20 protein-coding genes and 6 pseudogenes are annotated in these 25918 nt (G+C 61.3%); 12 read left to right on the forward strand and 14 right to left on the reverse strand.

All coding sequences use genetic code 11. From position 1 onward, the window contains the following. Positions 1-50 precede the first annotated feature (50 nt). Positions 51-194: a hypothetical protein gene (locus ACFQAU_RS17040; RefSeq protein WP_162931831.1), complete on the forward strand. Its 144-nt coding sequence runs from the start codon at positions 51-53 to the stop codon at positions 192-194. A 317-nt stretch (positions 195-511) separates the two neighbouring features. On the opposite strand, the gene coaD is transcribed toward ACFQAU_RS17040, so the two are convergent. From coaD to ACFQAU_RS17055, 3 genes and pseudogenes are all read right to left on the reverse strand, one after another. After that, complete coding sequence (gene coaD, locus ACFQAU_RS17045) at positions 512-1009, reverse strand: pantetheine-phosphate adenylyltransferase (RefSeq protein WP_067629160.1); 498 nt, start codon at positions 1007-1009, stop codon at positions 512-514. A gap of 132 nt (positions 1010-1141) precedes the next feature. Next, positions 1142-1576, reverse strand: a complete 435-nt coding sequence (locus tag ACFQAU_RS17050; protein WP_067941819.1) for a CBS domain-containing protein — start codon at positions 1574-1576, stop codon at positions 1142-1144. Positions 1577-1637: 61 nt separating this feature from the next. Next, a pseudogene (locus ACFQAU_RS17055) lies at positions 1638-2557 on the reverse strand (LysR family transcriptional regulator). Positions 2558-2667: 110 nt separating this feature from the next. Here ACFQAU_RS17055 and ACFQAU_RS17060 point away from each other — a divergent pair. The 7 genes and pseudogenes from ACFQAU_RS17060 to ACFQAU_RS17090 all read left to right on the forward strand — a co-directional run bounded on the left by ACFQAU_RS17060 (position 2668) and on the right by ACFQAU_RS17090 (position 9633). Continuing rightward, entirely contained in the window at positions 2668-4167 is a 1500-nt protein-coding gene (locus ACFQAU_RS17060) for a CoA-acylating methylmalonate-semialdehyde dehydrogenase (protein ID WP_132443534.1), read from the forward strand. 50 nt (positions 4168-4217) lie between these two features. Then, a pseudogene (locus ACFQAU_RS17065) lies at positions 4218-5326 on the forward strand (carboxylate-amine ligase). 81 nt (positions 5327-5407) lie between these two features. Beyond that, entirely contained in the window at positions 5408-6550 is a 1143-nt protein-coding gene (locus ACFQAU_RS17070; RefSeq protein WP_132443536.1) for an acyl-CoA dehydrogenase family protein, read from the forward strand. Between the two features lie 7 nt (positions 6551-6557). After that, a pseudogene (locus ACFQAU_RS17075) lies at positions 6558-7600 on the forward strand (enoyl-CoA hydratase/isomerase family protein). Next, a complete protein-coding gene (gene mmsB, locus ACFQAU_RS17080) occupies positions 7504-8481 on the forward strand; it encodes a 3-hydroxyisobutyrate dehydrogenase (RefSeq protein ID WP_236627378.1) in 978 nt (325 codons plus the stop codon). Before ACFQAU_RS17075 ends, mmsB begins: the two are co-directional and overlap by 97 nt. Positions 8482-8561: 80 nt before the next feature. Further along, entirely contained in the window at positions 8562-9194 is a 633-nt protein-coding gene (locus ACFQAU_RS17085; protein WP_386283607.1) for a hypothetical protein, read from the forward strand. Beyond that, entirely contained in the window at positions 9184-9633 is a 450-nt protein-coding gene (locus tag ACFQAU_RS17090) for a hypothetical protein (RefSeq protein ID WP_386283610.1), read from the forward strand. The genes ACFQAU_RS17085 and ACFQAU_RS17090 overlap by 11 nt, the downstream gene beginning before the upstream one ends. Positions 9634-9670: 37 nt before the next feature. Here ACFQAU_RS17090 and uvrA read toward each other — a convergent pair. The 11 genes and pseudogenes from uvrA to ACFQAU_RS17145 all read right to left on the reverse strand — a co-directional run bounded on the left by uvrA (position 9671) and on the right by ACFQAU_RS17145 (position 22361). Then, positions 9671-12554, reverse strand: a pseudogene (gene uvrA, locus ACFQAU_RS17095) (excinuclease ABC subunit UvrA). Between the two features lie 66 nt (positions 12555-12620). Continuing rightward, positions 12621-13796 (reverse strand): MFS transporter, encoded by a 1176-nt coding sequence (locus ACFQAU_RS17100; protein WP_132443539.1) that lies wholly within the window; start codon positions 13794-13796, stop codon positions 12621-12623. Between the two features lie 6 nt (positions 13797-13802). After that, positions 13803-14366 (reverse strand): methyltransferase domain-containing protein, encoded by a 564-nt coding sequence (locus ACFQAU_RS17105; protein ID WP_240791531.1) that lies wholly within the window; start codon positions 14364-14366, stop codon positions 13803-13805. A gap of 72 nt (positions 14367-14438) precedes the next feature. After that, entirely contained in the window at positions 14439-15833 is a 1395-nt protein-coding gene (lpdA, locus tag ACFQAU_RS17110; RefSeq protein WP_132443540.1) for a dihydrolipoyl dehydrogenase, read from the reverse strand. A gap of 97 nt (positions 15834-15930) precedes the next feature. After that, positions 15931-16530, reverse strand: coding sequence for a DUF924 family protein (locus ACFQAU_RS17115; protein ID WP_067626556.1), 600 nt, complete (start codon positions 16528-16530; stop codon positions 15931-15933). A gap of 65 nt (positions 16531-16595) precedes the next feature. Further along, a pseudogene (locus tag ACFQAU_RS17120) lies at positions 16596-17929 on the reverse strand (MFS transporter). 72 nt (positions 17930-18001) lie between these two features. Beyond that, positions 18002-19065: pseudogene (queA, locus tag ACFQAU_RS17125) on the reverse strand (tRNA preQ1(34) S-adenosylmethionine ribosyltransferase-isomerase QueA). Between the two features lie 44 nt (positions 19066-19109). Next, a complete protein-coding gene (locus ACFQAU_RS17130) occupies positions 19110-19721 on the reverse strand; it encodes an AsmA-like C-terminal region-containing protein (RefSeq protein WP_386283623.1) in 612 nt (203 codons plus the stop codon). Continuing rightward, positions 19667-21061, reverse strand: coding sequence for a YhdP family protein (locus ACFQAU_RS17135; RefSeq protein ID WP_386283627.1), 1395 nt, complete (start codon positions 21059-21061; stop codon positions 19667-19669). Before ACFQAU_RS17135 ends, ACFQAU_RS17130 begins: the two co-directional genes overlap by 55 nt. Continuing rightward, positions 21058-22002, reverse strand: coding sequence for a hypothetical protein (locus ACFQAU_RS17140; RefSeq protein ID WP_386283631.1), 945 nt, complete (start codon positions 22000-22002; stop codon positions 21058-21060). The genes ACFQAU_RS17135 and ACFQAU_RS17140 overlap by 4 nt, the downstream gene beginning before the upstream one ends. Next, positions 21999-22361, reverse strand: coding sequence for a hypothetical protein (locus tag ACFQAU_RS17145; RefSeq protein WP_386283634.1), 363 nt, complete (start codon positions 22359-22361; stop codon positions 21999-22001). Before ACFQAU_RS17145 ends, ACFQAU_RS17140 begins: the two co-directional genes overlap by 4 nt. A 194-nt stretch (positions 22362-22555) precedes the next feature. Here ACFQAU_RS17145 and ACFQAU_RS17150 point away from each other — a divergent pair, with 194 nt between their 5' ends. The 4 genes from ACFQAU_RS17150 to ACFQAU_RS17165 all read left to right on the forward strand — a co-directional run bounded on the left by ACFQAU_RS17150 (position 22556) and on the right by ACFQAU_RS17165 (position 25868). Beyond that, a complete protein-coding gene (locus ACFQAU_RS17150; protein WP_132443543.1) occupies positions 22556-23029 on the forward strand; it encodes a peroxiredoxin in 474 nt (157 codons plus the stop codon). Next, the gene (locus ACFQAU_RS17155) at positions 23026-23844 is read left to right on the forward strand and encodes a ferritin-like domain-containing protein (protein ID WP_120350891.1); all 819 of its coding nucleotides are present in this window, start codon (positions 23026-23028) and stop codon (positions 23842-23844) included. The genes ACFQAU_RS17150 and ACFQAU_RS17155 overlap by 4 nt, the downstream gene beginning before the upstream one ends. A 205-nt stretch (positions 23845-24049) precedes the next feature. After that, on the forward strand, positions 24050-25378 hold the full coding sequence (locus ACFQAU_RS17160; RefSeq protein ID WP_067623553.1) for a M23 family metallopeptidase: 1329 nt from the start codon (positions 24050-24052) through the stop codon (positions 25376-25378). Continuing rightward, positions 25368-25868 (forward strand): bactofilin family protein, encoded by a 501-nt coding sequence (locus ACFQAU_RS17165; protein WP_067623551.1) that lies wholly within the window; start codon positions 25368-25370, stop codon positions 25866-25868. The genes ACFQAU_RS17160 and ACFQAU_RS17165 overlap by 11 nt, the downstream gene beginning before the upstream one ends. The last annotated feature ends 50 nt before the right edge of the window (positions 25869-25918 follow it).

The raw sequence follows: 25918 nt of genomic DNA on the forward strand, positions 1-25918 counted from the left end.
GGCGGGGGCGTGGCTGTAATATCAGGCCAACCCCCGCCCGGAGCCGCGCCATGACCAATTCCATCGCCATCGTGCTGGCCCTCGTCATCGCCGGGGCGATGCTGGTCGACCTCTATGCCTATGGCGCGGACCATATGATCTATCTCGGCAAAAAACTCTTTGAATTGATCGAATGGGTTGCCTTCTGGCGGTAAGGCAAGCGGCGGCGCAAATTCCTTCTTTTCTGTCCCATCGCTATCGGTCACGAACCGAAAACTGGTCTCAACCGATTTCCACCACGCCACCGATCAAACGGCGCTGCACCAAGGCAATCTACTGTAGGTTTTGCCAAGGTTTGACAACGAAGGGGCGTCTCCCACGGCATGCTGGCCCCAGCCGTTATCATAGCCGCCCAACGCCGCTGACGACAAAAAGACGCGGCCGCCACTCACGCGCCACGCCCCTCCCCTTCATCCTTTTAAAAATACCGCGCAGAACCGCGCCGCACACGGCCCGCTCTCTACTCAGGACGCTACTTCCGCGCAAAGCGCTCAATCAGCACTTCGTTCACCGCTGGGGTCACAAATTTGCTGACATCCCCATCAAGTCGCGCAATTTCTTTCACCAGTTTGCTGGCAATGGCCTGATGGGTGGCCTCGGCCATCAGAAAGACCGTCTCAATAGAATCGTCCAGCTGCCGGTTCATGCCAACCATCTGGAACTCATACTCAAAATCCGACACGGCCCGCAGACCGCGCACGATGGTCTGCGCCCCGACATCGCGCGCGCAGTCGATCAGCAGGTTCTCGAAAGGGTGCACCACGATCTCAACGCCGGTCTCTTCGGCCAATTGCACGCATTCCGCTTCAATCAGCGCGACACGTTCCTCAAGACTAAACAAGGGCCCCTTGTCGCGGTTGATTGCCACGCCGATCACCAGCCGATCGACCATACGAGCGGCGCGGCGGATGATATCGATATGCCCCAGCGTGATCGGGTCGAACGTACCGGGGTAGAGGGCTATGCGCATGTAATTGTCCTGCGTATCTGCTGCGTTGCGGCGCAGCCAAGCATTTCACCGCCGCAAGCGCAAGTCGGTTAGCGGTAGCACTGCCCCGCGGTCAGTCCGCAGAACCGCCCTGTCGTGGCTCCTGAAAACGCTTCAGTGGCCCATGATCATGCCTTCGAGGGCCTGCTTCTCCATCGACAGTTCCTGCAACTGCGCCTTGACCACGTCGCCGAGAGAGATCAGCCCCACGAGTTCCCCGTCTTCCAGAACGGGCATATGGCGAAACCGCCCGTCGGTCATCTGTTGCAACACCGCGTCAGAGCGATCATCCCGGCTACAGGTCACCAGTTTGCGGGTCATGATGCTCTCAGCCGCCTGCTGCAGGCAGCCCGCGCCCGAACGGCCCAGTTCGCGCACGATGTCCCGCTCAGACAGAATCCCATCCGGCGTCTTGCCATCGGCTGAGATCACCAGCGTCCCGATCCGCTTTTCAGCCAGCATCGCCGCCGCCTCAGAGATCGCCAATCCGGGTTTGGCCGTGACCACCTTGCCATCGGGCTTGGTCTTGAGAATCTGCGATACGAGCATCTGGCGCCTCCTTTGATGCAGGGCAAAGTCCCCTCCAGCGTCACCGCGAAATCCTTTCATGTCAAGCTTTTGGCGCAGTCTTCTGCGCGGCTTCGGCCTCCAGCCGGGCAGTCTCGGCCCGAAGCCCGGCGGCCAGCGCCTCGGCAAAAGCCGCCAGCCGGGCGTTGCGACGGTCGTCGGCATGGCGGATCAGGTAAAAGGCCCGCTTGAGGCTGACGGCCTGCGTCAGAATGCGCCGCACGCCTTGGGTTGCGGCAAGCGAGAAGTCATGCGCGATGCCGATCCCGCCCCCTGTTGGATCATCCGCACCTGAACGGAGACGGAATTTGATGCCAAGGCCACGCGGCTGATGCCGAGGTCGGCGAGGTAGTCCAACTCCCGATCAAAGATCATATCCGGGATATAGCCGACCATCCGGTGCCCTTGCAGATCGCCGACCGAGGTCACCTCGGGGTAGCGTGCGAGATAGCTTTCCGCGGCCGCAAGATGGAGATGGTAATCCGTCACTTTCTGCACCACCAGCCGCCCCGCCGTGGGCGCGCTCACCCCGATCGCCATATCCGCCTCGCGCCGGGACAGGTTAAAGACGCGCGGCAATGCGATGATCTGCACGTCCAGATCGGGGTTTTTTGCCGCAATGGCCGCACAGACCTGCGGCAACAGATAGTTCGCCGCCCCATCGGGCGCGCCGACCCGGATCTGCCCCGAGAGTTGATCGCTTTGCACCGGTACCCCGGCGGTGGCGGCGCGCATCGCCTGCTCGGCCCGCTCGGCCCGTTGCATCAGATCACTGCCTGCTTCGGTCAGCATATAGCCCTGTGGCGATTTGACGAAGAGCACGGTCTGCAACGCCTTTTCCAAACGCGCCATGCGGCGGCCCAGCGTTGCCGGATCCAGCCGCAGCAATTTGCCCGCGCCCGACAGGCTCTCTTCCCGCGCCACGGCCAGAAACAGCCGCAGGTCGTCCCAGTTCTGATCCAATGGCCTGCTTTCTTTGGTTTTGCAAAAATGCAAGACGGTTTTGCCATCCTTCCTCTGTTCCATTGCTTTTTGCAAGGCTATCGTGCCGCCAACCAAAGAGGAGACCGATCATGCAAGAGATGACCCACTACCTGAACGGCGAACACGTCAAAGGCACCTCCGGGCGCTTTGCCGATGTGATGAACCCCGCCACCGGCGAAGTGCAGGCGAAAGTGCCGCTGGCCAATGGCGAAGAGCTGAACAAAGCCGTCGAATACGCCGCCGCCGCCCAGCCCAAATGGGCCGCGACCAACCCACAGCGCCGCGCCCGCGTGCTGATGAAGTTCGTCTCCCTGCTGAACCGCGACATGGACAAGCTGGCCGAGGCGCTGAGCCGTGAGCACGGCAAGACCCTGCCCGACGCTGCAGGCGACGTGCAGCGTGGTCTTGAAGTGGTGGAATACTGCATCGGCGCACCCGAACTGCTGAAAGGTGATTTCACCGACAGCGCCGGCCCCGGCATCGACATGTACTCCATGCGCCAAGCGCTTGGTGTGACCGCAGGCATCACGCCCTTCAACTTCCCCGCCATGATCCCGATGTGGATGTTCGCCCCCGCCATCGCTTGCGGCAACGCCTTCATCCTCAAGCCGTCCGAGCGTGACCCCTCCGTCCCTCTGATGCTGGCCGAACTGCTGGAAGAAGCCGGTCTGCCCAAGGGCATCATCCAAGTCGTCAATGGCGACAAAGAAGCGGTCGATGCGATCCTGCACCATGACGTGATCCAGTCGGTGGGCTTTGTGGGCTCGACCCCGATTGCCGAATACATCTATGCCACCGGCTGTGCCAACGGCAAGCGCGTGCAGTGTTTCGGCGGTGCCAAGAACCACATGATCATCATGCCCGACGCAGATATGGACCAAGCCGCAGACGCGCTGATCGGCGCGGGCTACGGTGCCGCTGGCGAACGCTGCATGGCGATTTCCGTGGCCGTGCCGGTGGGCGATGAGACCGCCGACCGCTTGATTGAAAAGCTGGTGCCGCGCATCGAAAAACTGAAAGTCGGCCCCTACACCGCGGGCAACGATGTGGACTATGGCCCCGTCGTGACCGCCGCTGCTAAGGCCAACATCGAGCGTCTGGTTCAGACCGGCATCGATCAGGGTGCTGAACTGGTCGTCGACGGGCGTGACTTCAAACTGCAGGGCTATGAGAACGGCTATTTCGTCGGCCCGCACCTGTTTGACCGCGCGACTAAGGACATGGACATCTACAAGCAGGAAATCTTTGGCCCCGTGCTGACCTGTGTGCGTGCCCAGACCTACGAAGAGGCCATCGGCCTTGCCATGGACCACGAGTACGGCAACGGCACCGCGATCTATACCCGCGACGGTGACGCCGCGCGTGACTTTGCCAACCGGATCAACGTCGGCATGGTCGGCATCAACGTACCGATCCCGGTGCCGCTGGCCTATCACACCTTCGGCGGCTGGAAGAAATCCGTCTTTGGCGATTTGAACCAGCACGGCCCGGATGCGTTTAAATTCTACACCCGCACCAAGACCGTGACGGCCCGCTGGCCGTCGGGCATTAAAGAGGGTGGCGAGTTCTCCATCCCCGTGATGGAGTGATCCATCCCGCCGGCCGCCTTCGGGCGGCCGGCCTGCCGGAGGCCAGAGCCATGCAGTCCACGTTCACCATCGGAATCGAAGAAGAATACCTGCTCGTTGATAAGGATTCATTGGCACTGGCCGATGTGCCCGACGCTCTGATGACCGCCTGCCGAGAGGCGCTGCAAGATCAGGTCAGCCCCGAGTTTCTTGCCTGCCAGATCGAGATCGGCACCAAACCCTGCGAGACTGTGGCCGAGGCCCGCGAAGATTTGCGCCACCTGCGCCGCACAATTGCCGAACTGTCAGACAAGCACAATCTCGCACCGATCGCCGCGGGTTGCCATCCGTTCTCAGATTGGAAGGCGCAGGAAACTACGGAAAAACAACGCTATACCCAGCTTGAAAGCGAATTGGAAAACATCGCTCGGCGGATGCTGATCTGTGGCATGCATGTCCATGTTGGCCTCGAAGGCGACGATCTGCGGATCGACCTGATGCCGCAGCTTTCCTATTTCCTGCCGCATCTGCTTGCGCTTTCCGCGTCCTCCCCTTTTGGCAGGGCGAAGACAGCGGACTTGCCTCCTACCGCATGTCGGTGATGGACAACATGCCCCGCACCGGGCTGCCGCCGCAGTTTGACAGCTGGGCGGAATATCAGCGCACGACCGATACGCTCGTTGACTTGGATATTATCGAAGACGCTTCGAAAGTCTGGTGGGATCTGCGCCCGTCGGTTCATTACCCGACGCTGGAGACGCGTATTTTCGACGTGCAGCCGCGCATGGCCCATAGCTTGGGCTTGGCCGGACTGACCCAAGCGCTGTGCCGAATGCTCCTTAGGCTGCGCGACGCGAACCAGAGCTGGCGCAAATATGACCGTTTTCTGATCTCCGAAAACCGCTGGCGTGCCCAACGGTATGGCACGCGTGACAGCCTAATCGATTTTGGCGATCAAAAGATGCAGGGCTTTGACACCCTTTTCGAAGAGATCGTCGAACTGCTGGCCGAGGACGCCGAAGCGCTTCGCTGTCTCGATGAGGTCTGCGCCCTGCGCGATGTCGTCGCTAAGGGCACATCGGCTGAGCGGCAGCGCAAAGTCTGGGCCGAAGCGCCCGAGGGTAAGGGCGGCGAGGCCGTCGTCCGCCATCTGATCGAGGAATACCACGCCGATCTGTGACGCTTGTTGCGGCACCTTTCGGCTGATAGAATTAAACAAGTGTTCAGTTCCAAGGACACATGACTTCAGGGAGGAGCCGCGATGGATTTCGCATTGAACGAGGAACAGACCGCCATTTTCGACATGGCCCATGCATTCGGGCAGGAGAATATCGCGCCCCACGCCCACCAATGGGAGAAAGACGGCACCATCCCCAAAGAGCTTTGGCCAGAGGTCGGCGCATTGGGGTTCGGCGGGCTTTATGTCTCTGAAGAGACCGGCGGCGCGGGGCTCACACGTCTGGACGCCACGCTGGTCTTTGAGGCGCTGTCGATGGCCTGCCCCTCGGTCGCGGCGTTCCTGTCGATCCACAACATGTGCGCCAAGATGCTCGACACCTTTGCCAGTGACGGGATGAAAGAACGCGTGATGCCCAAGGTGCTCACGATGGAAACCGTGCTGAGCTATTGCCTGACCGAACCGGGCTCCGGCTCAGATGCGGCGGCGCTCAAGACCCGTTGCGCGCGCACAAACGACGGCTACACGCTGAACGGCACCAAGGCTTTCATCTCAGGCGGGGGCTATTCGGATGCCTATGTCACCATGGTGCGTACGTCGGATGACGGCGCTAAGGGTGTCTCGACAGTCTATGTCGAGGATGGCACGCCGGGTCTCAGCTTTGGCGGGCTAGAAGACAAGATGGGCTGGCGCAGCCAACCGACGGCGCTGGTGCAGTTTGATGACTGCAAGGTCGGTGCGGAGAACCTTGTTGGCGAAGAGGGCAAAGGCTTCAAATACGCGATGGCGGGCCTCGACGGTGGGCGGCTGAACATCTCGGCCTGCTCGCTCGGGGCCGCGCAAACTGCGCTGACCAAGACGCTGGAGTACATGGGCGACCGCAAAGCCTTTGGCCAGAGCATCGACCAGTTCCAAGGGCTGCAATTCCGCCTTGCCGATATGGAGATCGAGTTGCAAGCCGCGCGCACCTTCCTGCGCCAAGCGGCGTGGAAGCTCGACACTGGCGCGCCGGATGCGACCAAGTTCTGCGCTATGGCCAAGAAATTCGTGACTGAGACCGGCAGCAAGGTCGTCGACCAATGTCTGCAGTTGCACGGCGGCTATGGCTACCTTGCCGACTACGGGATCGAGAAACTGGTCCGCGACCTGCGGGTGCACCAGATCCTTGAGGGCACGAATGAGATCATGCGCGTGATCGTCGCCCGCGACATGCTCAAGAATCGCTGAGGCCCCCATGAGTGATATCCACATCCGCAAAGCGGGCCGCGCCGGACGCATCACACTCACCCGGCCCAAAGCGCTGAACGCGCTGAGCTACGACATGTGCATCGCCATCGAAAAGGCGATCGACGACTGGCGCGATGACCCTGAGGTCGCCGTGATCGTTCTGAATGCCGAGGGTGAAAAAGCCTTCTGCGCGGGCGGTGACGTGGCACAGCTCTACCAAACGGGCAAGGATGGGGATTTCGACTTCGCCCGCCGTTTTTGGGCCGATGAATACCGGCTTAATAACAAGCTGCACGGCTTTCCCAAGCCGGTGATCTCCTTCATGCAGGGCTTCACCATGGGCGGCGGGGTCGGCATCGGCTGCCACGGCTCGCACCGGGTGGTGAGCGAAAGCAGCAAGATCGCCATGCCCGAATGCGGCATCGGTCTGGTGCCCGACGTGGGCGGCACACTGCTGCTGGCACAGGCACCGGGACGGATGGGCGAATACCTTGGCCTCACCGGTGCGCGGATGGGCGCGGGCGACGTGCTCCACGCCGGTTTTGCGGATTATTTTATCGCGCAAGCCGAATGGCCCGATCTTATCGCGCAACTGGAAGAGAACGGTGATCCCTTCATTCTCGACCGCGCGGCAAGCACCCCGCCCCCGTCCACGCTCGCAGAGGTTCAAGAGGAGGTGGACCGCCTCTTTCATGCCGAAAGCCTCAGTGAAATCGACGCGGCGCTTGCGATGTCCGACAGCGGTTTCGCCGCAGAAACAGTGAAAACCCTGCGCCGCAACTCCCCCTGTCGATGGCCTGCACGCTTGAGATGCTGCGCCGCCTGCGCGGCCCCGACATCGGCATGGTCCCGGCACTGGAACAGGAATACCGTTTTACCGCGCGGTCACTGGAAAAAGGCGATTTCATCGAAGGTGTGCGCGCCGCGATCATCGACAAGGACCGCAGCCCCAAATGGCAACACGCCGACTGGGACGTGCCGCAGGCCGATATCGACGCCATGCTCGCCCCCTTGGGCGACAACGAATTGAAGTTGGAGGAAAATTCATGAGCAATCTTACAATCGGTTTCATCGGTCTGGGCAATATGGGCGGGCCCATGGCCGCCAATCTCGCCGCCGCTGGTCATACCGTGCGCGGCAATGACGTGGCCGGCACCACCGCCGAAGGGGTCGCCGAGGCCAAGACCATCGCCGAGGCGGTCGGGGATGCCGATGTGGTCATCACCATGCTGCCCAACGGCGCAATCCTGCGCCAAGTGGCCGAAGAAGCGGTCGCACATATGGCAGCGGGCGCGCTGCTGATCGATTGCTCCACCGTCGACGTCGAAAGCGCGCGTTTCGCGGCAGAGGCGGCGCAGAAGGCCGGATTGCTCTTTGTGGATGCCCCCGTCTCTGGCGGGATCGGCGGCGCGCAGGGCGGCACGCTCACCTTTATGGCGGGCGGCGCGGAGGCGGCCTTTGAAAAGGCCAAACCGCTGTTCGACATCATGGGTCAGAAAGCCGTTCATTGCGGCGATGCGGGCGCAGGCCAAGCGGCGAAAATCTGCAACAACATGATCCTTGGCGCCACGATGATCGCCACCTGCGAAGCCTTTGCACTGGCTGACAAACTGGGCCTTGATCGCGAACGGATGTTCGATGTGGTCAGCACGTCTTCGGGCTATTCATGGTCGATGAACGCCTATTGCCCGGCCCCCGGCGTCGGCCCCCAATCGCCTGCCGACAACGACTACAAACCGGGGTTCGCGGCAGAGCTGATGCTCAAAGATCTGGGGCTGTCCCAACAGGCCGCGGAAATGGCCAATGCCGACACGCCGATGGGCGCGCTGGCCAAGGAACTCTACACCCGTTTCGTCGAGGAAGAAGGCGGCAAGGGCAAAGACTTCTCTGCCATGCTGCCCCGTTTTGAGCAGCGCGGCTGGCAAGGTTAAGCCGACCGCCCCCCACGCGGGAACGACATGACCCGAGCAGGCGTTAACTTCAGAATGACCCCATCTGAGGAGATCACCTGATGCGACGCCTGCTCATTACCACAATCCTGACCACCGCCTGCGCGACCGGCCCGCTGGCCGCCGCCGGAACCGGCTTTGCCCCGGCCCAGCCCGCGGTTGCCTTTGACAGCAGCGGCCCTGAGACGCTTTGGCTTGCCAAAGACGACAAGGGCGATAAGGGCAAAGACAAGAAAGACAAAAAGGCCAAGAAGAAGGACAAGCAGGAAAAGAGGGCCGAGAAGAAGAGAGAAAAGCGCGAGGAAAAGGCCGAGAAGCACAAAGAGAAGAAGGACAAAAAAGACAAGAAAGACGATAAGATCGAGATCAAAATCAACGGTGATAAGGTCAAGATCAAAGGCGATGAGGTCAAACTGCCCAAGGGCATGGACCGCGCCGACTTTGATGAGCGCGTGACCCGCTTTACGCAGGACCGCGAGACTGTGGTCACCCGTCTTTTGAACACCCCGGCGCCCGAAGGGCGTGACATGGCCGCTATCCTCGGTGCGGCGGCGCTTGCCTTGGCCGCGCCTGAATTGAACGCAGCCGCCGTGCCCGAGGACGAGCTGATTACCTATCGCAACTGCCCCCCGGTCTGGCCAAGAAAGACCCGCCCTGCGTGCCCCCGGACTGGCAAAACAGGGCGTGACCTATGAACAATGGGCCAGCTATTCCGACGATGAGCTGGACACTCTGCTGGAAGCGCGCCGCCAACCCTATCTTGAGGCCGATCCGCTGACCGAACGCGAGTTGCTCCTACTGGAGTCCAACCAGATCGCACAGCTCTACAGCCTTGATGCCGCGCCTGCTGGCCATCGCTACGCGCTGATCGATGGTCAGCCGGTGCTGCTCAGCAACGAAGATCACACCGCCCTGCTGCGTATTAACGAATTGGCGCGGGTGCCCACCATTGGCTCAGGTGTGAACATCGCTCCGACCGCCGCGCTGACGCAGGCGGACCTCATCAATCTCTACCGTCTGGCCGAGCCGGAAGAAGGCTATAACTACGCGGTACTGAATGGGCAGGTGATTTCGCTGCGCGATAGCGCTTATGAGACGCTGCAACTGATCCGCATCGCCCGTGCCGTGTTGTAAGGACACGCCGCAGGCCAAGCCAACCAAGTGGCGGCGGTTATTCCGCCGCCACTTTTGTTTGCTTATACAGCATCGGCTTGAGGTACTTGCCGGTATGGCTTTCGGCCACGTCCGCGACCTTTTCGGGCGTCCCTGTAGCCACAACCCGGCCACCGCCGTTACCGCCTTCAGGGCCGATATCAATAATATGATCGGCGGTTTTCACCACATCTAGGTTATGCTCAATCACAACCACGGAATTGCCCTGATCGACCAATTCGTGCAGCACTTCCAACAGCTTGCGCACGTCTTCGAAATGCAGACCCGTTGTCGGTTCATCAAGGATATAAAGCGTGCGCCCGGTGGAGCGTTTGCTCAACTCCTTGCTGAGCTTCACCCGCTGCGCCTCACCGCCCGACAGGGTCGTGGCCTGCTGTCCGACCTTGATATAACCCAGCCCCACGCGCATCAGCGCATCCATCTTTTCACGGATCGACGGCACGGCGGCAAAGAAGCTTTGCGCATCTTCCACCGTCATATCGAGAACATCGGCGATGCTCTTACCCTTGAACCTCACCTCCAGCGTCTCGCGGTTATAGCGCGCGCCTTTGCAGGTCTCGCATTCCACGTAAACATCAGGGAGGAAGTGCATCTCAATCTTAATGACCCCGTCACCCTGACAGGCCTCGCAACGCCCGCCTTTGACGTTGAAAGAGAAACGCCCGGGCTTATAGCCGCGCTCTTTCGCTTCCGGCAAACCGGCGAACCAATCCCGGATCGGCGTGAAGGCCCCGGTGTAGGTCGCTGGGTTCGAACGCGGAGTCCGACCGATGGGCCGCTGGTCAATATCGATGACCTTGTCGAGATGTTCCAACCCTTTGATGGTCTGACAAGGCGCAGGTGTCTGCCGCGCGCCGTTCAGGTTCATCGAAGCGGTTTTGAACAGGGTTTCGATCGTGAGGGTGGATTTGCCGCCCCCGACACGCCCGTAACACAGACGAATTTACCCAGCGGGAAATCTACTGTCACATTCTGCAAATTGTTGCCGGTGGCCTTCACGACCTGCAGCTTCTTCTTGTTCCCCTTGCGCCGCTTCGCCGGGACCGAGATTTCACGAACGCCGGTAAGATACTGACCAGTAACAGAATTCGGATCATTAGCCACCTGTTCAGGCGTGCCATGGCTTACCACTTGCCCGCCGTGAACCCCAGCACCCGGCCCAATGTCGAACACATAATCAGCCTCGCGGATGGCCTCTTCGTCGTGCTCTACAACGATCACCGTATTTCCCTGATCCCGCAGGTTCTTCAAGGTATCCAGCAATCGGTCATTATCGCGCTGATGCAGCCCGATCGACGGTTCATCAAGCACGTAAAGCACGCCCGTCAGGCCAGAGCCAATCTGGCTTGCCAAGCGGATTCGCTGGCTCTCGCCACCACTTAAAGTACCACTTGAACGCGACATCGTAAGGTACTCAAGACCCACGTTATTTAGAAACCCAAGACGTTCCCGGATTTCCTTTAGAATGGCTTTCGCGATTTCATTCTTTTGCGGGGTCAGATGGTCTGGTACCGCCTTGCACCAGTCAAAGGCTTCACGGATCGACATCTCCACCACCTTACCGATGTGGAGCAACTCGTTCTCATTGCCAGTCGTGGGGCCAATCCGTACCGCAAGCGCTTCTGGCCGCAAGCGATAGCCGCCACAGGTGCCACAGGGGCGGTTGTTCTGATAGCGCTCAAACTCCTCGCGGACCCAGTTGCTGTCCGTTTCGCGGTAGCGGCGCTGCATATTGGGGATCACCCCCTCAAACACGCGCTTGACCTCATAAACGCGCCCGCCTTCGTCATAGCGGAAGGTAATCTCTTCTTTGCCGGAACCACGAAGGAACACCTCTTGCACCTTCTCAGGCAAGTCTTTCCAGCGGGTCTTTTGGTCAAAATTATAATGTTTCGCAATGGCTTCGATGGTTTGCTTAAAGTACGGGGACTTCCCCTTACGCCAAGGCGCCAAGGCCCCGTCATAGATTTTCAGGTTCTGATCCGGCACCACCAAACGCTCGTCAAAAAAGAGCTCGACCCCAAGGCCATCACAAGAGGGGCAAGCCCCAAAAGGCGCGTTGAAGGAAAACAGTCGCGGCTCAATCTCGGGAATGGTGAAGCCACTGACAGGGCAGGCAAATTTTTCCGAAAACGTATGACGCTCGGGCTCGCCTTCACTGGGCGCCGTTTCGAGAATGGCGATGCCATCGGCAAGGTCGAGCGCCGTGCGCAGCGAGTCCGCCAGGCGCGTTTCCAGCCCTTCGCGCACCACGATCCGGTCGACGACAACATCAATGTCATGGCGGAATTTCTTGTCCAACGTCGGCGGCTCATCCAGATCGTAGAATTCACCGTTCACCTTGACCCGTTGAAAGCCTTGCTTGCGCAATTCTATGAACTCTTTGCGGTATTCGCCTTTGCGGTCGCGAATAATCGGCGCCAGCAGATAGGCCCGCGTGCCCTCTTCCATGGTCATGATCCGGTCGACCATGTCCTGCACCTGCTGGGCTTCGATGGGTTTGCCGGTGGCCGGGCTATAGGGGTGCCGACGCGGGCGAACAACAGCCGCAGATAGTCGTAAATCTCGGTCACCGTGCCGACGGTGGATCGGGGGTTCTTTGAGGTGGTCTTCTGTTCGATTGAAATCGCGGGGCTGAGACCGGAAATGTGATCCACATCCGGTTTTTGCATCATATCAAGGAACTGCCGCGCGTAGGCCGACAGTGATTCCACATAGCGCCGCTGCCCTTCGGCATAGATCGTGTCGAAGGCAAGGCTCGACTTGCCCGAGCCGGAAAGCCCGGTAATTACAACCAGTTGGTCACGCGGAATATCCACGTCGATGTTCTTTAGATTGTGCTCGCGCGCGCCGCGCACTTCGATGTTCTTCAGCTCAGCCATGACATGCCCCTCTTAACGGTTTGTACATAGGTGCTGATGCAGTGTTTTCCAACGGAAAAGTGAGAACTAAACAGGAACGCACCGACTGCGACGTCGGGCCGCACCAAGGAGGAGATGTGCCACCAGCCCCATAACAAAGGCCCCACCCGCCAATAAAGGCAAGGCCGCGCCGCCAAAGCTCGCTAACCCGAACGCCATGACCGGTGTGCCAAGGCTGTTTCCAAGGTTCCCCATCTGCGCCACTGCGCCGTTTGCCTGCGCCTGCGCGGCGGGGCCGCTGTTGAGTTGCGCGACCGCGGTAAAACTTGCGCCTTGGATCAGCCCCATGGCCCCAGCCAGTGCCAAACAGGCCAAGGGCGCGCCGGGCGCGAGCCAGAGCCAAAGCATAGAAAGGGCGGAAAGGGCAAATCCAGTTTGCACAACAGAGACCGCCGGTAGACGGCGGAGCAACGCGACGCCGATGGTCATCGAGACCGCGATGCTGGTCAGCGGCATGGCCGCCATGGTGGGCGCGCGCCATGCTTCCGGGAGGTAGGGCGGCAAGACAGTGAGGATGGAAACGAAACTGAATGTATAGAACAGCCAACCCACCGCCGGGGCGGAAAGGAAGGGAGAGCGGTAGATCGCGAGGTGATCACGCAGTATCTGCGGCAAAGAGAATGGCGGCTGAGGGCCCTCGTCCGGCAGACTGCGTAAGCTGCCGGAAAGCACCAGCGCACAGCCCGCCATATAGAGCGCGTGGACGGCGAAAAGCGCAGGCACGCCCCATGTCAGCGCAAGCGGGCGGCCTATGAGGGTCAGGATCGCGAAAGCCACGCCAAAGAAGGTGCCCCAGAGGGTCAGGGTAAACCCACGGTCCTTCACGGTACTGAGTTGCGCAATCAACGTCGGCGCGGCAACGACGATGGCCAGATGCGACAGCCCTTCGACCACGCGGCTGGCCAGCATCCAACCAAACCCCGGCAGCAGCGCCTGAAAGGCCGATACAGCCGCGCCCAGCCACAGGGCAAATAGCAGCGCGCGACGGTAGCGGATACGGGCGACCACCAGCCCCGCCACAACGCCAAGGAGGATACCGACACCGCCCACCATTGAAACCAAGAAGCCCAGCGACGCTCCGGCCTGCGGATAAATCTTTGGAAGCAGGTCGAAGATGACGCTCATCTTACCATATTGCGCCGCCGCCCCCAGGCCCGCGGCCCAAAGCGCGAACACGCGCGGAAAGGAGGTTTGGTCAGCCATTAGCTCTCAGTTCTTCTGGGCCAGCGCCCAAGCGCAAAGCGGCATTTCGGGATCGTTAGTCAGGTCATCCGTGTTTTTATCGAAACGCGGCGGCCAGTCGGGTTCAAGATTGCGGGCGGCGGCGGCACGGTTACCCCATTGTCGCGCGATGACCCGGCTCTCGTCGAAGCCGGCTTCGATCAGCAAGTTCTTCAGCCCCCGTGCGGACCAGCGCGAATTGTCATTGGGGGCCGCATGAAAGGGGATGAAAAACGGAACAGCGATCCAGAAATACCCGCCCGCTCTGAGCATCTGTTGCACATGGGCCAGCGCCGTATAAGGCCGGTCAAGATGCTCCCAGACCTGATTGGCGAGGATCAGATCAAACTGCCGCACGGCACTGGTTTCGGGGTCGGTAAATGGACCTGCGCAGATGTCATAAGCCGGGTAGCCAAACTGGATATAGCTCTTGAATGCGAAGCGCTTACCGAACCTGCCAGAGATTTCGGCGGCATCCAGCGTCGCCGGGTTCAAACGGCCAATCAGCCGACGGCTGCTGCGGTGCATGACGACACGGTTAAGGCTGACCACGACATGGCTCCCGACGGATTGGCCAAATTGCGGCGGGGCGAGGCGCGGTCAATGCACCCTGCCCCGCCCGCGTTACATGTGGATCACGCGGTCAAAGGCGTCGAGCACGGATTCGTGCATCATCTCGCTGAGTGTTGGATGCGGGAAGACGGTGTTCATCAGGTCTTCTTCGGTGGTCTCCAACTGGCGGCCCACGACGTAGCCTTGGATCAGCTCGGTCACCTCGGCCCCGACCATATGCGCGCCCAGAAGTTCGCCAGTTTTGGCATCAAAGATGGTTTTCACCAGCCCTTCCGGCTCCCCCAAGGCCACGGCCTTGCCATTGCCGATAAAGGGGAAGCGACCAACCTTGATGTCATAGCCTTGCTCTTTGGCCTTCGCCTCGGTCAGGCCGACAGAGGCGACCTGCGGATGGCAATAGGTGCAACCGGCGATGCTTTCGGGTTTGACGGGATGTGGTTTCTGGCCCGCGATGAGTTCGGCCACCATCACCCCTTCATGGCTCGCTTTATGCGCAAGCCACGGCGCACCAGCGATGTCGCCGATGGCATAGAGCCCGTCGACACCTGTGCGGCAATATTTGTCCGTCACCACATGGGTCCGGTCAACTTTGACGCCAAGTTCTTCCAGGCCCAGACCTTCGGTATTGCCGACAATGCCAACCGCAGAGATCACGGTGTCGAACTCAAGCTTTTCGACTTTGCCGTCACGTTCGATATGGGCGGTAACCTTGTCGTCCGCACGGTCGAGTTTCTTGACCGTGGCCTTTTGCATGATGGTCATGCCCTGCTTCTCAAACGCCTTCTTGGCGAATTTAGAGATTTCTTCATCTTCTACTGGCAGAACACGGTCCATCACCTCGACCACGGTCGTGTCAGCGCCGAGTGTGTTGTAGAAGCTGGCGAATTCGATCCCGATGGCGCCGGAGCCGATGACCAGTAGCTTCTTGGGGTCATGGACGGGCTGCAAGGCGTGGCGGTAGGTCCAGACGCGCTTGCCATCCGCCTCGAGCCCCGGCAGTTCGCGGGCGCGGGCGCCGGTTGCCAGAACGATGTTCTTGGCCGTCAACTCTTCGCTGCCCTTGTCAGTTTTGACAGAGACCTTGCCCTTTGCCGGGATCGAGGCTTCGCCCATGAAGACGTCGACCTTGTTCTTCTTCAGCAGATGTTTGACCCCGCCTTCCATCTGCTTGGCGACGCCACGCGAGCGTTTGACCACCGCTTCGAGATCATAGTCGATCTTATCCGCTGCCAGACCAAAGTCCTTGGCGCGGTGCATCAGGTGAAACACTTCGGCAGAGCGCAGCAGCGCCTTGGTGGGGATACAGCCCCAGTTGAGGCAGATGCCGCCCAGATTTTCTCGCTCAACAACCGCGACCTTCAGGCCTAGCTGTGCGCCACGGATGGCGGCGACATAGCCGCCCGGCCCCGCACCGATCACGATCAGATCAAAGGATTTGGCAGCCATGGCAAGGACCTCGCGTTAGGGTTTGCAAATATAGTTTACCGCTAAACCATATTTGCAATCGCCACAACCACGCGAATTTACCCTGCCCTGCCGAAGCTCAGGCCGCTTGCAGATTTTCACGCAGCTGTTTGACGGTCCGGCCATATCCGCCCTCGTCGATATAAGAGGTCTCCTGCGCGGTGAAACTGCGCGACAGCGCCGCGTTTCGGTAGGGAAAGCGGCCAAACTGACGGATCACTTCGCGGTGCGCGCGGGCGTGCAGCAGGTTGCTGCCATTGCTTTCCGGCATCCGTTCGCACATCAAACGCACGCAACGGTCCTGATCGCAGAGGTTCTCTGAATGCATCAGCGGCAGGTAGAAAAACTGCCGCTCGGGCGCTTCCACGCGCATGTCCCAGCCCTTCTCGATCCCCAGCTTCGCGGCCGCGAGCGCGATACGATCGCTGGCAAATGCCTTGCCGGTATCGCGGAACATATTGCGCGGGAATTGATCGGTCACGATCAAAAAGGCCAGCGCGTCGGTAGGATTGGTCAGCCAATGGTTCAGCTTGCCCGCCTCTGCCTCACTCCAGAGCCCCTCGAAACGGCTGCGGATCTCGGCGTCCAGCGCATCGGAACTATTGTACCATCCCGCCGGACCCACGTCCTTGAGCCAGAAATTCAGTACATCTTGGGGTTCTGCATTTGTGGCAGCCATCCCGCACACTCCTTTGCCGTCATCTGGGCGTTTCGTTAAAGTTAAGAACGTCTTACCCCAAAAGCCTAGTCACGTTTTATGTCATCCGCGACATCGTTATCGCTATCAGGGGCGTTTTTGTCAGCTTCGGCGTTTTCTTGGGCAGCTTCTTCGGCGGCTTCCTGTTCCGATTCAATGGCATACTCTTGCGCGATTTCCACGGCCACCGCGGTGGCAGAGGGGTAAATCGGCACGTAGTTGCCCGTTTCGTCCACCGGAACCGCAGCACGCTGCGTCTTACGGTAGGAAGCATAGCCGGCCAGCGCGGCAAAGAGCACGGCGGTAAAGAGGTAAAAGCCCCCGGCCCCAGAGCCGTGCCCATCATCCAACCGGTAATCACCGGGCCAAGGACGGCACCTAAGCCGTTGATAAACAACATCCCACCCGAGGCCGCGGCCATATCCTCTTGTTCGAGGAAATCGTTGGTATGGGCCATAATCAGCGAGTAAAGCGGATTCGACATGCCGCCCACAACAAAGGCCGTAGCGAGCAGGATCGGAAAGATATGCCCCAGCATCATGCCGACCATGGAGCCCGCGCCACCGATCAGCGCGGTGATGACGATCAGGCTGCGTCGGTCCATCCGGTCAGAAATCCAGCCGATGGGATATTGCAGGATCACCGAACCGACAAAGAAGGCCGCCACGAAAAGTGAGATCTGCGCGACGCTCAGCCCTGCCTCGGCACCGTAAACCGCCGCCATGCCGAACTGCGCCGAGAAAACACCGCCCAAAAGGAACATGCCGACACAGCCGAGCGGAGAAGTCTCCATCAGGGTGCTCAAGCTCATCGGTTTGGTGGTGCCGAAGGGCGGTGTGGGGCTGATCGACAGCAGGATCGGCGTGACCGCGATGCTCACCAAAACCGAAGGAATAACAAAGAGCACAAAGCCCGACGGGTCAGCCGTCAGCAACAGCGCTTGGGCGATGACGATGCCGAGTGTTTGCACGATCATATAGGCCGAAAGCGCCTGCCCCCGGTTCTCGTTGGTGGCGGCATTGTTGAGCCAGCTTTCAGCGGTCACGTAAACAGCCGAGAAACAAAAGCCGATCAGCACCCGGCCCAGCGACCAAACGATGGTATTGGGGAATGTCGGGTAGAGGATCATCACCGCCGAGATCAGCGAGGCCAGCGCCGCAAAGACCCGCACGTGGCCCACACGCCGGATCATCCCCGGCGCCATCCGCGACCCGCCTAAAAAACCGACGAAGTAAGCCGACATGACGATCGACATTTGCAGGGTCGAAAACCCTTCGATGCCGCCGCGAATACCCAGCAAAGTGCCCTGCATGCCGTTGCCGACCATCAACAGGCACATGCCCAGCAATAGCGCCCATGCGCTTGAAACCACTTGAATCATCGGTCAATTCCTTGTTCGCCCAAGCCCTCCCATGGACGGCAATCGCAGGCTAGTCACCCCCTAGAACGACATTCAAGCGGGTTTTTGCGCCTCAGGCAGCAGAAGAGAGGAATCGCCGTATGAAAAGAAACGGTATTTTTCGGCGATGGCATGGGCATAAATGTCTTTTACCTGCTGCACGCCCATCAGGGCCGAGACCAGCATCATCAGCGTGGATTTGGGCAGGTGAAAATTCGTCATCAGCCCATCGGTCACGTTGAAGTCGAACCCCGGCGTGATGAAAATATCGGTATCCCCTTCCCACGCCGCGATCTGCCCGCCGCGCGCCGCTGTTTCGATCAGGCGCAGCGCGGTGGTGCCCACGGGGATCACGCGCCCTCCGGCGGCACGGGTGGCGGTGATCTCTTTGGCGGCCTCGGCGCTCACTCGGCCCCATTCGGCGTGCATTTTGTGCTCGGAAATGTCATCGACCTTGACCGGCAGGAAGGTGCCCGCCCCGACATGCAGGGTGACATGGCTAAAGGTGACCCCCTTGGCCGCCAGCGCCCCGAGCAGCGCCTCGTCGAAATGCAGCGACGCCGTGGGGGCCGCGACCGCGCCTGCGTGGCGGGCAAAGACGGTTTGGTAATCCGTCATATCCTGCGCGTCAGCCGCGCGCTTTGCGGCGATATAGGGCGGCAGCGGCATGGCCCCGGCCGCGTTCAGCGCAGCATCGAAATCATCACCTGTGCAGTTGAACCGCAGATGCCCTTGCCCGTCTTCCACCGCCTCAAGCGTGGCGCGCAGATCGTCGGAAAAGACGACTTCTTCGCCGATTTTCAGCTTGCGCAGGGTTTGATCAACGCCGACCACGTGCCATCGCCGCGCGGCTCTAAAAGCGTGACTTCGATTTTGGCCTGCACCGCCCCTTGGGCCGAGGCACGGTGGCGCAGCCCAGAAAGCCGCGCCGGGATCACACGAGTGTCGTTCAGCACCAAACGGTCGCCGGGGCGCAGCCAGTCTGTCAGGTCGGTCACGCGGCGGTCATGCAACTGATCCCCCGCGGCCACCAGCAACCGGGCGGAGCTGCGCGGATTGGCGGGGCGCGTGGCAATCAATTCCTCGGGCAGGTCGAAATCGAAATCGGAGAGCTTCATCGGTCGGCGTTCCTATTGGTCTGGCAGCATAGGTCGCCCGGCGCTTAGCGGTCCTCTGGCACCCGGGCAACCGGATCTGCTTGGCCCTGCACCGCCGGGGGTGTTGGGGGCGGGCGGCGGAACAACTCGCGGAACATGCCGGGCGTGAGCGCCGAGAGCGGATTAACCGAGACGCTCGGCTCTTTCGCGGCGCCGGTCAGACGGTAGTTGAACCCGATCAGCCCCTCGCCCTTGCGGGTGAACAGCGACCCGATCCCGTTGAACATATAGACCGGAGAGATCACGCCCTGCATGTCGATCAACCCACTGTCGAGCGCATAGACCCCATCCATCGACAGCCCCAAGGACGCGCCCACGGCGCTGGCCTCGGTCAGGGTCAGGCGGTTCGGGGTCAAGCGAAACTTCGCCTCAACATCGTCAAAGTAAATGCCATCGCCGTTGAGTTCGTTGATCAACCCCACGACCGAAATGGCATTCACCAGCGCCGCGATCCCGGGCGCGTCTTGAATGGCGACATTGCTGACCTCAAGCTGCCCATCAAAGGCCCCGCCTGACCCGACAGGCAGCAGGGTAAGCGACAGATTGCCCCCGACGACCTGTTTCACCAGCCCGGCCGAGCGCAGTATCCCGCCCGCATCATCCGAGACCACGCGCACCGCGCTGCGCCCGCCTTGGGGCAGGACACGCCCTTGCACAGGCGTGCCGCCGTTGAGCCGCGCAGTAAAGGACCCGTCCATCCCCTTGGCCGTGTCAAAGGTGCCCGCAAGGTTCGTGAGGTAAATCGTATCGGTGATTTGCAGCCGGTCCAGCGCCACGCGCATCGGCGGTCCGGCTTGCCCCCGGCCCCGCCGAATTCGGCCCGGCGCATGTCCAGCGTGCCGCCGCCCAGCACCACCTGCACCGGATTGCCCTTGCCACGCCCGATCAGTTGCACGGGGATATCAAGCCAGTCGCCGCGCCGCAGACGGTCTATCCGCACTCGGTCCAACGCGCCGCCGGGTTCAAGGTCAATGGAGCCTGCCACCCGCAGCCCCGGCGCGTTCAGTTGAAAGGCGTCGATGTTCGGCGTCTCGCCCAACCGTCCGGCCAGCCGCAATTCGCCTTTGGTCGCCGGTGCTTTGGACCACGATAGCTGCGGCACGGAAACGCCCAAGCCCGCCAAATCGCTTTGCAGTGAAAACCGCGGTGCCGCGCCTTTCTTGAGGTCCACCGCAATCTGTCCGCTGCTCTCCCCGCGAAGGCTGCCGGGGGGCAGTGCGACGCCAAAAGCTTCGAGCCCGGCAGGAGTCAGCGCCACTTGGGCAGTCAGCCTGCTTTCGTCAGAGCCGGGCGCAATCGCCTGCGACCATTCCCCGTCGAAACCCACGCCATCGATACGTCCTTCGCCGCCGATGGTGATCCGATCATTGCTGGCGGTGATGGCCAGTTTGCTGGCCTGAAGGCTGCGGTTCTTGACCAGTGTATCGGTCGAGAGCGACAGCAAATCCCCCGCGAAGTGATAGCGCACATCTTCGGGCTTGCCGCCCTTTTTCAACGGCAGCGCCAGCGTGCCTTTCAGCACCGCCTCCCCATCCGCAAGCGTCACCGGCAGCCCGGCCTTGTCCATCACCCGCATCGGCGGCTGGTTCAGCAGCGACAGCGCGGCGGTCAGGGTTGACCGGGTATTGAGCCGGATCACCGAAGGGCTGCCGTCTTTCACGCGCACATCCGGGATGATGAAAGACGACCCATCCAGCGTCACCGCCCCGCCCTGCGGCGCGATCACCTCGCCTGCGTCCACCGTGACGACAAGACGATTATCGAGCAGGCTCATATGGCCGCTGCCGTCGGTGATATGCGGCAGGGTTTTCAAAAACCGCACCTCGGCCCCGGCGTAGTCGAAGGCCACATAGGTCTGCGGCACCTGCCCCGGTGCCATGCGCAGCGCCAGATCAAGATTGCGCATCCGGCCTGAATGAAGGTTCTCGTCGAGCCATTTGCGGGTCTTGGGTTTCACCCCTCGGGCCAGAGCGCCAGCAGACGCTCCGGGCTCAGCCTGTCCATGCGCCCGTCGAGCGACAGGTTCCAGCCCTCAGGCTCGGCCACAAGCGCCCCATTAAGGCGCAGGCTACGGCCCTGATCGCTGATCTCCAAACGGCCCAGTTTCAGGCGAAACGGGTTGAGGCTGAGTTCAAAGTCGATATCCGCCTGATCCAAGGCCACCGTCTCGGGGTAGACTTCCGCCGGATTGGCGCGCAGATCGCGTAAGGAAAACTGCCCTACCATCCGCCCCGGAATGCCCCCCGTGACATCGCCCAGTTGCGAAGTGCCGGTGATGTTGCCCGACACCCAAGGGCTGTCGAGTGACATCTCGTCAAAGCGCAAAAGCTGGCGCGCGGGGTGATAGCTGAAGTAGCTCTGCGCCCCATCAAAGGGGATCGGCTTGGTCTGTGAGTTGGGCTGCAACACGCCTTTGCCGATTTGCAGCGATGCGTTGATCGGCGCAAAGCGGCCCGCGCTGTCGATCCCGCTGCGCACCGCGCCCGAAATATTGGCGCGCAGCACCTCTAGCCATGAAAACGCAGGCCCCTGTGCTGCGATGTCGCGCGCATCGATCCCGTCGAATGTCACACCAAAGGTCGCGGCATTCTGGCCGATGCGGCTGCTGTAATTCGCGGTGAGCGTGGCCACATCGGCCCCACCGCTCAGCACCGCAAGATCGGCCGACAGGTCAAGTTGATCGCCGCTGCGCGACAGGCGCAGCCGCCCGCCATCGCCGGTCCAAGCCCGGCCCGCGCGGGCATCCTCGAACCGCAGGGTCAGGGCGCGCAGCTCAACCGAGCGTAGGGCCGAGAGCGCGGGGGCGGCCAGCACCTCGTCGATCTGACCGATGAGTTGCGGCAGGGTCGCGGCCTCACGCTCAGGCGGGGCGATCCCGGCCCCGGCAGAGAGGCTCACCCGGCCATCCGCCCCCGGCGCAGGTTTGCCACCACGCCTGAAAGGGAAATCGCCCGCGGCTGTGCCACACCGCGCAGCAGTGACCGCATCGACAGGCTGGCCTTGAACTCATTGAAACTGACGATCTCGTCGCCTTCGGGGGTGGTGACAAAGATATCTTGCAGCCGCACGCGCGGCCGCCAGCCTTCGTCGACGACGAATTCCATCGCGCCGAAATCCACCCGCGCCTGCGGCAGCGCAGTCGCGATCCGCGCCTCGATCCGCTCTTGCACCCAAAGCGGCGCGGGGATCGGACGCCCGGTGAAATAGACCGCCGCCCCCGTCGCCAGCGCCGCCAATAGCACCAACACCACAACCAATGCGATCCCCGCGCGGCGGCGCGGCCTGCGGCGGGACGACCCTTCGCCGTCTGGCGCAGGGGGATGGAAGGGGATGGGTCGCGCATCGGGCTCCGGTTCGGATAGGGCGGCTTTCGGGGGCGGCTTTGACGTTGTCAAATCAGATGCAGTATGACAGCCCTGAACGACCCTTCACAAGCCAAAGGAACCGCCCCATGTCGCAGATCGGACCCCAGCCCGGCCAACCGGCCCCGGATTTCACCCTTCCCGTGACTGGCGGTGGCGAGATTACGCTGTCTGCGCAGCAAGGCGACCCCGTGGTGCTGTTCTTTTACCCGCGCGATGACACGCCCGGCTGCACCAAGGAATCGATCGGCTTTTCCGAGCGGCTGTCGGAGTTTGCCGAGGCTGGTGTGCAAGTCTTTGGCATTTCACGCGACAGCATGGACAAACACGATAAGTTCGCCGCCAAACACGCGCTGACCGTGCCGCTGTTGTCAGACACCGATGGCGCGGTGACGGAAGCCTATGAGGTCTGGGTCGAGAAGAACATGTACGGCAAGAAATCCATGGGCATCGAACGCGCGACCTATCTGATCGACGCGACAGGCCAGATCGCGCAGGTCTGGCGCAAGGTGAAAGTGCCCGGCCATGTCGATGCGGTGCTGGACGCGGTGCGCGGCGCATGATGCCGCTGGCGGAAATGGCCGAGGCGGTGCTGCGCACAGCGGATGGGCGCGAAAAGACCGCACTGTCGCGGAAATTCGCAGCGGAATGGCTCTCAGCCCGGGCCGAGGGAGCGCGCCCCGAGGTGGGCCGTGCCGATCCGCCGCTGCACCCTGCCCGCCCCGCCCAGCCCGAATTGCTCAGCCCGCGCGAAGTGCCTCGCCGCCGCCCCGGCACGCCTGAGGGGCGCGCGGCGCTGTTGCATGCCGTGGCGCATATCGAATTGAACGCCGTGGACCTACATTGGGACGTGATCGCGCGGTTTTCGCATGTGCCGCTGCCCTTGGGGTTCTTTGACGACTGGGTCAAAGCCGCGGATGACGAATCCAAACATTTCAACCTAATGTGCGACTGTCTTGAGGAAATGGGCAGTCATTACGGCGCCATGCCCGCCCATGCTGGCATGTGGCGCGCAGCCGAAGACACGGTGGACGATCTGATGGGCCGCCTTGCCGTGGTGCCCATGGTGCTGGAGGCGCGCGGACTGGACGTGACGCCGGGCATGATCAAGATTTTCCGCAATGCGAAGGCCGACAGTGCCGTGGCAGCCCTTGAGACTATTTACGCCGAAGAAGTCGCCCATGTCGCCTATGGTAGCAAGTGGTTTCACTTCCTTTGTGGCCGCCATGACGAAGACCCGAAAGACCGGTTTCACGCCCTCGTGCGCAAGTATTTTCACGGCGATCTGAAGCCGCCTTTCAACGAAGAAAAACGCGCCGAGGCGGGAATCCCGCCCGATTTCTACTGGCCTCTCACGGCGGACGGGGGCCCAAGCTGATCCGGCCATAAAACACCAAGTGCTTGGTATCGGCGGTTTTTTGCCAATGGCAAAGCGCTTTTTCCGGGGCGAATGGGGGATTGCCGCGCAGGCGCGGGCCGCTGCGGGTCAATAGGGTTGCCCCATTCGCGGGCACTGGCTATTGACGTTGGGCGCGGGCTGGGCGAGCCCTCCGCGCCGACGGGACGGGACAAAGGACGACAACGTGCGCACACGGATTGCCATCAAGACGCATGCTCTGCTTGAGCATTATTTTCCCGAACGCCGCGTCTTTTTGAAATCCGACAGCGATACACGTTTCATCCGCCTGCGCCCCGGCACCCAGATTATCGGGCTGGCGGGGTCGGCCTTCCTCGTGTCTTGGGCCATCATCGCCACGGCGATCATTTTGATGGACAGCATCGGCTCGGGCAACTTTCGCGAGCAGGCCAAACGCGATCAGCGCACCTATCAGGCCCGTCTGAACGAGCTTTCCGCGCAGCGTGACCTGCGGGCCGAAGAGGCACTGGCCGCACAAGACCGCTTTAACGCCGCGCTCACACAAATTTCCGTCATGCAATCCGAACTGCTGGCGTCAGAGACCCGCCGCCGTGAGTTGGAGACCGGGATCGACGTGATCCAATCCACTCTGCGCGACACGATGAAAGACCGCCAAAAGGCCCGGCTGAAGCTGGCCGAATTGGAAGGCAGCCTTGAGAACGGTGAAGCGGGCAGCCTGCGCGCCGATGCCGATCAAGCGCCGGTCGATTTCCTTGCCCAAGCTCTGGCACGCACCGCGGCAGAGCGCGACAAAGTTGTGGTCGACGCGCAGGATGCGCTGCTGCAGGCCGATGAAATGGCGCAAGAGATCGCGTTGATGCGCGATCAGAACGACGCGATCTTCCGCCAGCTTGAAGAAGCGATGAGCGTCTCTGTCGCCCCGCTCGATAAGATGTTCCGCAGCGCGGGCATGCCGACCGACCGTATCCTCGCCACCGTGCGCCGCGGCTATTCCGGCCAAGGTGGCCCGATGACGCCGCTGTCCTTCACCACCCGCGGCGAAGAGCTTAGCCCCGATACGCTGCGCGCAAACCGTCTGCTGAACCAGATGGACCGGTTGAACCTTTACCGCATCGCCGCCGAAAAAGCGCCTTTTGCGAACCCGGTCAAAAACGCTTTCCGCTTCACCAGCCAGTTCGGCTATCGCCGCGACCCCAAGACAGGTGGCCGCCGGATGCACAAGGGCGTCGACTTTGCCGCTGGCATGGGCACGCCGCTTTATGCGACCGCCGATGGTGTGGTGATTCACGCCGGCTGGTCCTCGGGCTATGGCCGTTTGGTCAAGATCCAGCACGAGTTCGGGATTGAGACCCGTTATGCCCACATGTCCAAGCTGCGCGTGAAAGTTGGTCAAAGAGTCTCGCGCGGGCAGCATATTGGTGATATGGGAGCATCAGGACGGGTCACCGGTGTCCATCTCCACTATGAAGTCCGCGTAGGTGGCAAGGCTGTTAACCCCATGATCTATATCAAGGCTGCAAACGATGTTTTCTAAAAGCAAAATCAACGATCCCGCGCCCCAGGATGCAGATGCGTCCAAACCGGCACCTTCCAGCGCTTCGGCGGCCCCTGCGCCCTCCAAGCAGAGCGAGTTCAAGGCCAGCGCCCCCAAGGCGAAGCCGCCCGCATCCGTTCTGTCTTCGGACCTGCATGTGACCGGCAACATGAAGACGACGGGCGATGTTCAGGTTGAAGGCACTGTTGAGGGCGACATCCGCGCGCATCTGTTGACCATCGGTGAAACGGCGACGATCAAAGGCGAAGTGGTTGCCGATGACGTGGTGATCAATGGCCGTATCGTGGGCCGCGTGCGTGGCCTCAAGGTACGTCTGACATCGACCGCACGGGTTGAGGGTGACATCATCCACAAGACCATCGCGATCGAATCCGGCGCGCATTTCGAAGGTTCGGTGCAGCGTCAGGACGATCCGCTGAACCCCGGCGCAAAATCCGCTCCGGCGCAGAAGCCGAACCCGGCGTCCTAAGACCCGCGGTCGGTTCACAGCATTCACGGGCGTCGCAGGAAACTGCGGCG

The sequence above is a fragment of the Sulfitobacter profundi genome, from assembly GCF_042661425.1.
In the GTDB taxonomy this organism is placed as follows: Bacteria; Pseudomonadota; Alphaproteobacteria; order Rhodobacterales; family Rhodobacteraceae; genus Sulfitobacter; species Sulfitobacter profundi.